At 71.6% G+C, this 12,519-nt stretch carries 9 protein-coding genes; 2 read left to right on the forward strand and 7 right to left on the reverse strand.

The genetic code is table 11. The features are described from left to right. Positions 1-10 precede the first annotated feature (10 nt). The 4 genes from ACH5HR_RS04465 to ACH5HR_RS04480 form a co-directional block, all read right to left on the reverse strand. The gene (locus ACH5HR_RS04465) at positions 11-1,615 is read right to left on the reverse strand and encodes a UxaA family hydrolase (RefSeq protein ID WP_416476467.1); all 1,605 of its coding nucleotides are present in this window, start codon (positions 1,613-1,615) and stop codon (positions 11-13) included. 146 nt (positions 1,616-1,761) lie between these two features. Then, positions 1,762-3,099 carry an ABC transporter substrate-binding protein gene (locus ACH5HR_RS04470; RefSeq protein ID WP_416476468.1) on the reverse strand — a complete coding sequence of 446 codons (1,338 nt, stop codon included), beginning with the start codon at positions 3,097-3,099 and terminating at the stop codon, positions 1,762-1,764. Positions 3,100-3,180: 81 nt separating this feature from the next. Further along, the gene (locus ACH5HR_RS04475; protein ID WP_416476470.1) at positions 3,181-4,137 is read right to left on the reverse strand and encodes a carbohydrate ABC transporter permease; all 957 of its coding nucleotides are present in this window, start codon (positions 4,135-4,137) and stop codon (positions 3,181-3,183) included. Continuing rightward, on the reverse strand, positions 4,130-5,044 hold the full coding sequence (locus ACH5HR_RS04480) for a carbohydrate ABC transporter permease (RefSeq protein WP_402377800.1): 915 nt from the start codon (positions 5,042-5,044) through the stop codon (positions 4,130-4,132). Before ACH5HR_RS04480 ends, ACH5HR_RS04475 begins: the two co-directional genes overlap by 8 nt. 290 nt (positions 5,045-5,334) lie before the next feature. Between ACH5HR_RS04480 and ACH5HR_RS04485 the strand changes: the two genes are divergently transcribed. Both ACH5HR_RS04485 and ACH5HR_RS04490 read left to right on the forward strand, forming a co-directional pair. Further along, positions 5,335-7,272: a DUF6807 family protein gene (locus tag ACH5HR_RS04485; protein ID WP_416476471.1), complete on the forward strand. Its 1,938-nt coding sequence runs from the start codon at positions 5,335-5,337 to the stop codon at positions 7,270-7,272. A 25-nt stretch (positions 7,273-7,297) separates the two neighbouring features. After that, a complete protein-coding gene (locus tag ACH5HR_RS04490; protein WP_402377723.1) occupies positions 7,298-8,446 on the forward strand; it encodes a Gfo/Idh/MocA family protein in 1,149 nt (382 codons plus the stop codon). A gap of 40 nt (positions 8,447-8,486) precedes the next feature. Here the strand turns inward: ACH5HR_RS04490 and ACH5HR_RS04495 are convergent, their stop codons facing one another. The 3 genes from ACH5HR_RS04495 to ACH5HR_RS04505 form a co-directional block, all read right to left on the reverse strand. Next, the gene (locus ACH5HR_RS04495; RefSeq protein ID WP_416476472.1) at positions 8,487-9,866 is read right to left on the reverse strand and encodes a Gfo/Idh/MocA family oxidoreductase; all 1,380 of its coding nucleotides are present in this window, start codon (positions 9,864-9,866) and stop codon (positions 8,487-8,489) included. 193 nt (positions 9,867-10,059) lie between these two features. Continuing rightward, on the reverse strand, positions 10,060-11,415 hold the full coding sequence (locus ACH5HR_RS04500) for a Gfo/Idh/MocA family protein (RefSeq protein ID WP_416476473.1): 1,356 nt from the start codon (positions 11,413-11,415) through the stop codon (positions 10,060-10,062). Between the two features lie 59 nt (positions 11,416-11,474). Continuing rightward, on the reverse strand, positions 11,475-12,500 hold the full coding sequence (locus ACH5HR_RS04505; protein ID WP_416476474.1) for a beta-ketoacyl-ACP synthase III: 1,026 nt from the start codon (positions 12,498-12,500) through the stop codon (positions 11,475-11,477). Positions 12,501-12,519: the final 19 nt, after the last annotated feature.

Consider the following 12,519-nt stretch of genomic DNA (forward strand, 5'->3'; position numbering starts at 1 on the left):
CCCGAGCGGGTCAGGTGACGGCGCCGAGGTGCCAGGGGATGAACTCCTCGGCACCGATGCCGAGCTCCTCGCTCACGGTCTGCTCCCCGGACGCGACCGCGAGGATCTTGGCCAGGATCTCCGCACCGACCTCCTCCAGCGTGGCCGTGCCGTCCACGATCCGGCCGGCGTTGACGTCCATGTCCTCGCTCATCCGGTCGTACATCGGCGTGTTCGTGGCGACCTTGATCGACGGCGTCGGCTGGCATCCGAACACCGAGCCGCGCCCCGTGGTGAACACCACGACGTTCGCCCCGCCCGCCACCATCCCCGTCACGGACACCGGGTCGTAGCCGGGGGTGTCCATGAAGGTGAACCCACGGTCGGTGATCTGCTCGGCGTACTCGTACACGGCCGTCAGGTCGGCGGTGCCGCCCTTGGCCACCGCGCCGAGCGACTTCTCGAGGATCGTCGTCAGACCGCCCGCCTTGTTGCCGGGCGACGGGTTGTTGTCGAGGGTGCCCTGGCCGGCGGCCACGTAGTCGCGCCACCAGTCGATCCGGTCCAGCAGCTTCTTCGCCACGCCCGGCGAGGTGGCCCGCGCGGTCAGCAGGTGCTCCGCACCGTAGACCTCGGGCGTCTCGGCGAGCACCGACGTGCCGCCGTAGGCGACGATCCGGTCCGACGCCCAGCCGAGCGCCGGGTTGGCGGTGATCCCGGAGTAGCCGTCCGACCCGCCGCACTCCAGGCCCAGGACCAGCTCCGAGACGTCGCACTCGGTCCGACGGCGCGCGTCCACCTCGGGCAGCATCGCTCGCACCGCCTCGACGCCCGCCTGCACCGAGGCCCGCACGCCACCCGTCTCCTGGATGGTCATCGACCGCACCACGGTGTCGTCCGGGATCGCGGCCAGCAGCCCTCCGGCTCCCGCATCGGTGCCGGCCGGCGCGCCCATGCCGGGCATGCCCAGGTCGGCGACGGAGCCGGAGCGCGCGGACAGCGCAGCTCCGGGCACCATCTCGCAGCCCAGACCGAGGACGAGCACCCCGGCGACGTTCGGGTTCGCCGCATACCCGCGCAGGGTGCGCAGCAGCATCTGGCCGCCCTCCGAGTCCGGTACGAGCCCGCACCCGGAGGTGTGCGTCAGCGCGATGACGCCGTCCACGTTCTCGAACTCGTCCAGCGCCGCACCGCGGAACTGCTCCGCGATCATCTTCGCCGTCGTCGCCGAGCAGTTCACGCTCGTCAGGATCGCCAGGTAGTTGCGGGTACCGACCCGGCCGTCCGCGCGACGGTAGCCGCGGAACGTGGGCCGCGGGACGCCGTCGGGCACCGTCAGCTCGGTGTGGGTGCCGCCGAGCGGCGCCTCGCGCTCGCCCGGGTCGAACCCCAGGTTGTGCGAGTGCACGTGGTCGCCCGGGACGATGCCCGCCGTGGCGACGCCGATGACCTGCCCGTACTTGTGCACCGGCGCCCCGGCAGCGACCTGCCGCAGCGCGACCTTGTGCCCGCGGGGTACGGCCTCGCGGACGACGACGGCGGTCCCGTCGGGGGCGACGGCGCGGTCGGCGGCGGTGAGGTCACGCGTGGCGACGGCGACGTCGTCGCCGTGGCGGAGCACGAGCAGGTCGTTCATCAGGTCGTTCCGTCCTCGACATGGCGACAGCCCCGCCGGGCGGCGGGGCTGAGACCGTCGGGTGCGAGGCCGCCGGAGGTTCCGGGCGGCGGCCCCGCACCCTTCGGGTCAGGTGAGCTGAGGCATCAGCTCGGGACCGAGGTGGCTCAGGAGGTGGCTGCCTCGACCTCGGAGAGGAACGCGTCGGCGGCCTCGTCCGGGGTCATGGAGCCGAAGAGCACCTCGGAGTTGATACGGATCATGATGTCCTGGACGTCGCCCGCACCGTTCGGCGGCACCGACGGGGCGTCCGGGATCTCGTCCTCGATCTCGGCCATGAAGTCGGCGACCTTGGCGTCCGCGGCCTCGAGGTCCCCGAGGATGGACTCGCGCACCGACAGGTTCGAGGGCAGACCACGGTCCGTGAGCTGGAGCGCGGCGGCCTCGGGGTCGTTGAGCAGGAAGTCGACGAACATGGCCGACTCCTCCGGGTGCTCGGAGGTCGCGGAGACCGAGTAGAACATGGCCGGCTTGAAGTACATGCCGGTCCGCTCGTGCTCCGTCTCACCCGGCATGCGCAGCAGCTCGAGGTCGTTGCCCGAGGCCGAGCTCAGCGCGCCGAGCTGGTTCGACCACCACACGCCCAGGCCACCGGCGTTGGTACCCAGCAGCGAGCCCTCCGGGCCGGCGTTCTGGATCTCCACGGTGCGGCTGCCGTCCGGCGAACCGCCGCTCTCCTGCAGGTCGAGCCCGATCTGGAAGAATTCCTCGACGGTCTCCTTGTCGACACCGAGCGAGCCGTCCTCGTTGTAGAGGCTCTGGCCCTTCTGGCGCGCGAGGACGCTCAGGCCGGCCTCGTTGAAGCCGATGTCCTGGGTGCCGTAGACGCCGTCACCGGCGGCCTCGGACAGCTCGGCCGAGACCTTGACGAAGTCCTCCCACGTCCACGTCGTGTCGTCCGGGACCTCCACGCCGGCGTCGGCGAAGATCTGCGGGTCGGCCATCATCGCGTAGGCGTTCACGCCGGTGGCCAGGCCGTAGAGCGTGCCTTCGACCCGACCGCCGTCGATGATCGTCTCGGGGATCTCGGAGGTGTCGACGTCCAGGGACTCCAGGTCGGCGAGCACGCCACGGTTGGCGTAGTCGGCGATGAAGCGCTCCTCGTGGGTGATGACGTCCGGGGTGTCCCCACCGGCCGTCGACGTGGCCAGCTTGTCCCAGTAGCCGCCCCAGTCGGTGTAGTCCGGGACCACCGTGATGCCCGGGTTCTTCTCCTCGAAGAGGTCGATGATCTCCTGCGTGGTCTGGTGGCGGTCGTCCGACCCCCACCAGGAGAAGCGGATCTCGACACCGTCGCCGTCGCCGCCCTCCTCGGCCTGCGTGCTGTCGGAACCGGGACCGCCGCTCGATCCCCCTGCGCAGGCGCCCAGGGCCATCGCACCGGCTGCCGTCATGGCGATGAATGCGGCGCGGGTCCGTCCACGTCGAGTGGTCGTTGCTCGCATGATTCTCCTTGTGTGTGCGTGACGAAACGTCGTCGTTGTCATCTAGCAGGAGGTCCCACCGTCGGGACCTCGTGGGAGCGGTTACTTGATACCTGTCGTGGCGATCCCCTTGACCAGGTACTTCTGGCCGAAGAGGAAGACGATGAAGACCGGGACCAGGGACACGATCGACATCGCGAACAGCGGGCCCCACGAGCTGTTGCTCGTGGCGTCGATGAAGGTCCGCAGCGCGATGGGCACCGTGTACATGTCGGGCCTGGTCAGGAAGATCAGCTGGCTGAAGAAGTCGTTCCACGTCCAGATGAAGGTGAAGATCGCCGTGGTGGCCAGCGCCGGCAACGACAGCGGCAGCATGATCTGCAGGAAGATCCGGCCGTGCCCGCAGCCGTCCAGGCGGGCGGCCTCGTCCAGCTCCTTCGGCAGCCCACGGAAGAACTGGACCATCAGGAAGATGAAGAACGCGTCCGTGGCCAGCAGCTTGGGGACGATGAGCGGCAGGAACGTGTTGATCCACTGCAGCTCGGAGAACAGGATGTACTGCGGCACGATGATCACGTGGATCGGCAGCATGATCGTCATGAGCATGATGGCGAACCAGATGGGGCGGCCGCGGAACTTCAGCCGGGCGAAGGCGTAGGCCGCCATGGAGCACGAGATCAGGTTCCCCACCACGGAGCCCAGCACGATGATCGCCGAGTTGAGCAGGTAGTGGTGGAACGGGTGCAGGAGCGCGTTCCAGCCCTCGCCGTAGTTCGAGAGGTCGATCGCGCTGGGGATCAGGACCGGTTCGCGGAAGATGATCTCGTTCGGCTTGAACGAGCTCGAGAGCATCCACAGCAACGGGTAGAGCATGATCAGCCCGAAGCCGATCAGCATGACGTGCTTGAGCACTCGACGGACCCGGGGGCCGGCCTTGCGGCGGTGGGGGGCGTCGGGCACCTGGGCGGCGACCTCGGACAGCGACCGGCGTTCCCGGACAGGGGTCCGCGTCGCCGTCGGCTCGGTGTGTGCGTCGGGGCGCACCGGGGTGTCAGTCATCGTAGAAGACCCAGAACTTGGAGGCGAGGAAGTTGACGGCGGTCATGCCGGCGACGATGAGGAGCAGGAACCAGGCCATCGCCGAGGCGTACCCCATGTCGAACGACTTGAAGCCGTTCTGGTACAGGTACAGCGTGTAGAAGAGCGTCGAGTCGACGGGCCCTCCCGTGCCCCCGGAGACGATGAACGCCTGGGTGAACGACTGGAACGCCCCGATGAGCTGGAGCACCAGGTTGAAGAAGATGATCGGGCTCAGCAGCGGGATCGTGATGTTGAAGAACTGCCGGAGCTTCGAGGCGCCGTCGATGGACGCGGCCTCGTAGTACATGGCCGGGATCTGCCGCAGACCGGCCAGGAAGATGATCATCGGTGCGCCGAACGTCCACACGTTGAGGACCATCAGCGTGCCCAGCGCGTAGTCGGGGTGCGACACCCAGCCGTACCCCTCGATGCCGAAGTACGCGAGGACCTGGTTCACCAGGCCGTCCGCGCCGAACACCTGGCGCCACAGCAGCGCGATGGCCACCGAGCTGCCGAGCAGCGAGGGAAGGTAGTAGACCGACCGGTAGATCGCGAGGCCGCGCAGGCCGCGGTCGAGGACCATCGCCAGGCCGAGCGCCGCCATGAGCTGCAGCGGCACCGAGATGAGGACGTAGCGCAGCGTGACGCTCAGGGACTGCATCCACCGCGGGTCGTCGAACATCCGCTGGTAGTTCTCGATCCCGATCCAGCTCGGCGACTCGAGCAGGCTGTAGTCGGTGAACGACAGGTACAGCGAGGCGAGCAGGGGGAACGCAGTGATCAGCCCGAGTCCCACGAACCAGGGGGCAAGGAAGATCGCGGCAGCCTTGCCGTCACCCTTGCGCGTCTCGCGGCTCGCACCGCGGGTCTTGGCGACCTCTTGCATCACGGACACGGTCGCACCTCCCCGTGCTCTGCCGTGGTGGACACCATCGTCGTCCTCCTGATCGTCGTCGATCGCGGTGACCGGTCAGGAGCGAGCGCTCCAGGCCGGGAAACCGGTTGCTGCTGAGGAAGGTACCACAGGAGGAACCGGTTTCCCATGGTGTACCGTCATCTCCTGGACCGACCCCGCATCAGGGCGTCGGCGGTGATCAGAACGTGATCCACGCGTGATCTACGCGTGATGCGAGGACGGAGGCAAAGATGCCCGGCGCGAAGACACACCGTCCTGCGGTGACCATCGCCGATGTCGCGAGAGCGGCCGGCGTCTCCCGAGCGACGGTGTCGCGCGTGATGAACGGCCGCAGCACGGTCGATCCCGCGATCTCGGCCCGCGTGCAGGAGGCCGCGATCGACCTGAGCTACCGGCCGAGCATCGTGGCGCGCAGTCTCTCGCTCGGGCGCACGACGACGGTCGCGCTCGTCGTCCCCGACCTCGGCAACCCGGTGTTCCAGCAGATCCTCGGCGGCGTCTCGTCGGCCGCCGGCGAGGACGGCTACCGCGTGCTCGTCGCGGACTCGGCCGAGGACCCGAGCGCCGAGGCGGCGATCGCCCGCGAGGCCCGGCACCGCTGCGACGCCCTCATCCTCGTCTCCCCGCGGATGCCCGACGCCGCCCTCGACGCCCTGCTCCCGGAGGTGACCCCGGCCGTCGTCATCAACCGCGAGGTCGCCGGCGGCGCGCCCAGCCTCGTCGTCGACTACGTCGACGCGGCCGTCCAGGTCGTCGAGCACCTCGTCGAGCTGGGCCACCGGCGGATCGCCTACCTCGCCGGACCCGTGGCCTCCGTCTCCGACCGTGCCCGACGGCGCGGGCTCGCCGTCTGCGGCGAGCGGCACCCGGACCTGGAGATCGTCGAGCTCACGGCCGGCTCCGACATCGCGGCAGGCCACGCCGCCGCGCCCGCCGTCCTCGCCAGCCGCGTCACCGCGGCCGTGGCGTTCAACGACCTCGTCTCGTTCGGGCTGCTCGCAGCCCTCAACGAGGCGGGCGTCGCCGTACCCACGGACATCTCCGTGTGCGGCTTCGACGACATCGAGCTCGCCCGGTACGCCACACCGGGACTGACCACCGTCGCCGTCCCCCAGGAAGAGCTGGGACGGCATGCCTGGAGGGAACTGCACGCCGTGATCGACAACACCGCGAGCGCCGCGGAGGCGACGCGATTCGGCGTCCGGCTCGAGGTGCGGTCCAGCACCGGGCCGGTGCCGCGGACCGCCGCACACGCCGAGACGCCGGTGGAGACGCCGTCCGCCCCGGCGCCCCACAAGACCCCGGAGCGGCAGGCCGAGCAGGCGCCGGCCTGGACCCTGGAGAACGGCGTGCCGGTGCTCCGCCGCGCCGCCGACCACGTGGCGCTCTCCCGCTACGAGTCCGGCAAAGGGCTCCCCACCATCCACTCCCCGCGGCCCTACCTGCACCCGGTCCACTCGCTGGCCGGGGTGCCGCTGACCGAGTCGGGCCCCGTGGACCACCGCCACCACTACGGGGTGAGCATCGCCGTCGCGGACGTCAACGGCACCAGCCACTGGGGCGGGCGCACGTACGTGACCGACGTCGGCCCCACGCTCCTGCCCAACCACGGCCGGCAGACGTCGACCAGCACCGTCGTCGACCCCCTGTCGCCGAACCTGCTGCTCGACACCGTCGTGTGGACCGACGAGCACGGCGAGCCGCAGCTCGACGAGCGTCGCCGCATCGGCGCCCGGCTCCTCGAGGACGGCTGGGCGCTCGAGTGGCGCTCCACGCTGCACGCCGCGCACGGACCGCTGGAGATCCGCTCCCCCGCCACGAACGGGCGCCCCGGCGCCGGCTACGGCGGAGTGTTCTGGCGGCTGCCGATCGCGGCGTCCACGCGGGTGCTGTCGGCCGACGGCGAGGGCCAGGACCAGGCGCACGGGTCGACGTCGCCGTGGGTGGCTTTCGTCCAGCGGCACCGCGACGCCCGTGGCGGCGAACGGACCACGACGACGCTGCTCACCCAGACCTCCCCCGCGCGCCACTGGTTCCTCCGGTCGGAGGAGTACCCCGGCGCCTGCCCGGCGCTGGCCTGGGACACGCCGCTGCACGTCCCGGCCGGCGGAACCGTCGAGACCGGCGTCGTCGCCGCGATCATCGACCGTGAGCTCGACGCCGGCGAGGCGGCAACGCTCGCCACCGGCCTGCGCTGACGCCCCACCACCCTCGGAGACCTTCATGACGAACGCCCGCATCGCCGTCGTCGGCATACACGGACACGGCGAGAAGCACGTCCGGCACGCGCTCGAGCTCGGGGACACCGGACGAGCGCGGCTGTGCGCCGTCGTCGACCCGCGCGAGCCCGTCGAGGGGCACGCGGCGCACGGCACGGGGACCTCCTGGTTCCCCACGCTCGGCGACCTGTTGTCCTCCTCCGACCCGGACGTCCGGCCCGACGTCGTGGTCCTGTGCACGCCCATCCCGACGCACCTGCCGCTGGCCAAGGCCGCGATGGAGGCGGGCATCGACGTGCTGCTGGAGAAGCCGACGGCGGCGTCGCTCGCCGAGCTCACCGAGCTCGTCGCGATCAGCGACCGCACGGGACGGCTGTGCCAGGTGGGCTTCCAGACATTCGGCTCGCACGCGCTCGACGCCGTCGGCGAGCTGGTCGCCCGCGGTGAGATCGGCGACGTCGTCGGCTACGGCGCGGTCGGGACCTGGGTGCGCGACACCGCGTACTGGGCCCGCTCGTCCTGGGCCGGACGGCGCCGCCTCGACGGGCGCGACGTCGTCGACGGCGTCGTGACCAACCCGCTGGCGCACGCCGTGGCCACCACGCTGCGCATCGGCAGGGTGACGCGGGCCGAGGACGTCGCCTGGGTGGACACCGACCTGTACCGCGCGAACCCGATCGAGTCGGACGACACGTCGTCGGTGCGCGTGACGGCGGCGGACGGGACGCGCTACGGGTTCGGGCTGACCCTGTGTGCGTCCGAGCGGGGCACCGCCCACGTGCTGGTGATCGGCACGGAGGGCGAGATCGAACTCCAGTACGAGCACGACCGGCTCGTGCTGCGCAGCGGCCGGGTGACGATGGACAAGTCGTACGGCCGCACCCCGCTGCTGGAGGACCTGCTGGACGTCCGCGCCTCCGGCGATCCCCAGCGCACCCTGCTCTGCGACGTCCGGGACACCGGTGCGTTCATGCGGGTGCTCGAGGCCGTGCGCACCGGGCCCGACCCGCGTGCCGTGCCCGCCGGCGCCGTGACCTGGGTCGGCGAGGGCGACGCCCGGCGCCCGGTGGTCCAGGACGTCGAGTCGTGGTGCGAGCAGGTGGCCCGCACGCAACAGACGTTCACCGAGCTCGGAGCCCCCTGGACCCACTGAGGCGTGCCGGCTCGGCGCCCGGTCGGCACCCGGTCGGCGGCTACAGGGGGATGCCGAGGCTCGCGACCGGCACCACCTGCCCGGTCGCCAACGACCGGTTGCCCGCCACGCCCACGGCCACCGACCGCAGCCCGTCCCGCACCCCGGCACGCCGGTCCAGCGGATCGCCCGCGACACCTCCGGCCGACGGCGGCAGGTGGCCGCGCAGCACATCCCGCAGCATCGCGGCGTCACCCTCGCGGTGCCCCGCCGGGCCGCCGAACGGCACCTCCACCGCGTGCCCCCAGTGCTCCTGGACGACGAGCCGCCCTCCGGTCCGCCGCACCTCGCAGCACCGTGACGTGCCGCCGTCGGCCGGAGTGCCGCCGTCGGCCGCTGCGCCGTCGGCCGCTGGCAGCCCTGCCGTGGAGTGGCACCGCTCCACGATATCCAGCTCCGCCCGGCCCCGCGTGCCGTTGATCGCGACGCGATATCCCTCCCACGGGCTGTGAGCGGTGAGCGAGTAGGTCATCGACGCGCCGGAGCGGTAGCCGACGAGCACGCTGAGCGTGTCCTCGATCGTGGCGCCGGCGCCGAACGGATCCTGGTCGCGCCGGTAGCCGTCAGCGTGCGCGGCGTCGTGATAGAGGGCGCGCAGCTCCGGGTCGGCGGTGAGGTCGAGCGCGTAGCGCGACCCGCCGTCCCCGGCCGCTTCGCCGTAGAAGCGCAGGCCGCCGCGGGCGTACACCGACTCGGGGACGTCCTGCGTCCACCAGTTCACCAGGTCGAAGTGGTGGCTGGCCTTGTGCACGAGCAGCCCGCCGGAGGCCGCCTTGTCCCGGTGCCAGCGGCGGAAGTAGTCCGCGCCGTGCGCCGTGTCGACCAGCCACTCGAAGTGCACCGAGACGACGTCGCCCACGCGCCCCTCCGCGACGACCTGACGCATCGCGGCGTTCTGCTCGGCATACCGGTAGTTGTGCGCCACGGTGACGTCACGGCCGCTGCTGCGTGCGGCGTCGAGGATCGTGTACATCCCTTCGGCGTCGATCGTCAGCGGCTTCTCGACGACGACGTCGGCGCCGTGGTGCAGCGCCGCGGCGACGTGCGCAGCGTGCGTCCGGTCGGGCGAGGTGACGACGACGACGTCGGGCCGGGTCTCGTCGAGCATGCGGTCGACGTCGTGCGCGGCATAGCGGGCCGGCTCGGTGCCGCCGTCGGTGCGCGCCCGGTCGGCGTGGAAGGCGAGCCGGTGCGGGTTGGTGTCGCACAGCGCGACGAGCTCGGCGACGTCGGCGTGCTCGCCCGTCATCGCGTCGACGTAGAGCCTGGCTCGGTGCCCCGCCCCGACGACGGCGTAGCGGCGGCGGGTAGTCGTCCCGGCGGGCGGCGAGGTAGCGGGCCCGGGGGCGGGGGCGGGGGCAGCGAAGGTGGTGGACGTCATCGTCTATCTCCCGGAGAGGCGAGGAAAGCGCTTTCTAGCAAGAAGACTACCTGCTCCGAAGCGCCCGGCCAAGACCCCTTCGCCACCTCCGCTCGACCCGCAGACCCCGTTGTGGGCGCGATTTCTGGGCCGTACAGCCCGGCAAAACGGGCATAACCCGCCCCGCATCGGGGCCACAAAACATAGCGGGAGGTCAGCCGAGGTCGACGCCGAGGCCCAGGTCGGCGAGTCGCACCGGCTCGCCGGACTCCAGCGACCGGTTGCCCGCGTAGCCGACCCCGGAGGCCCGCAGCCCGTCGAGGAACCCCGCGGCCCGGCCGAGCGGGTCGGCGTCGCCGCGGCCCACGAAGACGTCGCTGAGCAGCAGCGCGTCACCTCCGCCGTGACCGCCGGCGCCGAGCGCGACGATCTCGCGCTCCTCGGCGCGCTCCCAGTGCCGCTGCACCAGCAGGCGCTCGCCGGCCGGTCGCACCGCGTCGTCCGCGAACGCGTCGGTGAAGCTCGGGTCGAGGATCGCCCTGCCGTCGTCGCCGAACACGACCGAGCCGCGCTCGACGACCTCGAGCTCGGCCCGTCCGCGCGAGCCGTTCACCACCACGCGGTACCCCTCCCACGGGGACGACGCCGTCAGCGAGTACGTGAGCATCGCGCCCCGCGCGTACTCCACGACCAGGCCGAGCGTGTCCTCGGTGGTGATCCCGGCGTCGAACACCGACCTGTTGCGCACGTAGCCGTCGTGGGCCTGCGCCTCGGGTCCGTAGAGCTCGTTGAGGTACGGGTCCTTGGCCAGGTCGAGGGCCCACGGGTCGACGCCCTGCTCGTTGAGCACCCGCTCCCCGCCGGTCGGCTCGTAGCCGTGCGCGTGCGCGGCGTCGTCGCCGTAGAACCGCCGTCCGCCGCTCGCGAAGACGCGGGTGGGCACGTCGCCGATCCACCAGTTGACCAGGTCGAAGTGGTGGCTGGACTTGTGCACCAGCAGGCCGCCGTTGTTGACCTTCTCGCGGTGCCAGCGGCGGAAGTAGTCCGCGCCGTGGACGGTGTCCAGGGCCCAGTCGAAGTGGACGGACAGGACGGTGCCGATCTCGCCCGAGGCGATGACCTCGCGCAGGGCCGAGTTCCGGGGCGAGTACCGGTAGTTGAACGTCATCGTCAGGTCGCGGCCGGTCTCGGCGACGGCGTCGGTGATCTGGCGCGCCTCCTCGGCGGTCGCGGCGATCGGCTTCTCGACGACGACGTCGGCGCCCGCCCGCAGCGCGCGGGACACCAGGTCCGCGTGGGTGTTGTCGATGCTGGTAACGATCACGCGGTCGACCCGCTGGTCGGCGATGGCCTTCTCGAGGTCTTCCGGGCCGTAGACGGGTCGCTCGCCGCCGACAGCGGCGGCGACGCGCGCCTCGTGCACGGCGGCACGGACCGGGTTGGGCTCGACCCACGCGACGATCTCGCCGGTGTCGGCGTGGGCGTCGACGAGCGCGGAGACGTACATCCCGGCGCGGTGACCGGTCCCGACGACGGCGTAGCGGAGGCGGTCGGAGGTGGTGGAGGGCAACGTCGGACTCCTGTGTCTTCCGGGGCAGAAAGCGGTTTCCCGCCACTCTACCCGAGCCGCTACCGCTGCGGGGTGAGCACGACCTGGCCGGCCCACGTGAACCCGCCGCCGAACCCGAACAGCAGCGCGGGCGCTCCGGCCGGCAGCTTCCCGGCGTGCCACCACTTGGACATGCCGAGCGGGATCGACGCCGCCGAGGTGTTGCCCGACTCCGTGATGTCGGTGACGACCACGCGGTCCTCGAGCCCCAGCGACTTGGCGAGCGGCTCGATGATCCGCAGGTTCGCCTGGTGCGCCACCAGCACCTCGATGTCGTCCAGGCCCAGCCCGGCGGCCTCGACGACCCGACGCGCCCGGTCCGCCGCCCGCGTGATCGCCCACTTGAACACCGCCCGGCCGTCCTGTGCGAACCGGTCGGCCGGCGCCTCGATGCGCACGGCGGGCGTGATCTCCGGCTCGGAGCCCCACACCACGGGGCCGACGGCGGGTTCGTCCGCCGCCTGCAGCACCACCGCACCCGCGCCGTCGGCCGTGAGGATGCAGGTGGACCGATCGGTCCAGTCGGTGACGGCCGTCAGCTTCTCCGCACCGATGACGACGGCGGTCCGCGAGGTCCCGGCACGGATCGCCTGGTCGGCCAGCCCCACCGCGTAGGAGAATCCCGAGCAGGCGGTGTTGACGTCGATGACGCCGGGCCCGACGACGTCGCGCAGGTCCGGCTCCTCCTCGCCCTCGGGCGTGCTCGCCCCCGGCTGCACGCCGGTGCGCAGCGCGTACGCCACCCGCCCGGCCGTGTTGGGCGACCGGTCGGCCGCGGTGGCCGTGGCGACCACGATGAGGTCGACGTCGTCGCGGGCCACCCCGGCGTCGGCGAGGGCGTGCTCGGCCGCGGCGGTCGCCATGTCCGCGACCGTGACGTCGTCGGCGGCGACGTGCCGGGTGACGATCCCGGTGCGCGACCGGATCCACTCGTCGTTCGTCTCGACGAACTGGGCGATGTCGTCGTTCGTCATGACCTTCGCGGGCTGGTGGTGCCCCAGGCCGACGATGCGGGAGCCGGCAGCACCGGCGGGCAGCGTGAGCATGCCACCGATCATTCCACGC

It is taken from the genome of Isoptericola maris (assembly GCF_048065335.1).
Lineage (GTDB): Bacteria > Actinomycetota > Actinomycetes > Actinomycetales > Cellulomonadaceae > Isoptericola > Isoptericola rhizosphaerae.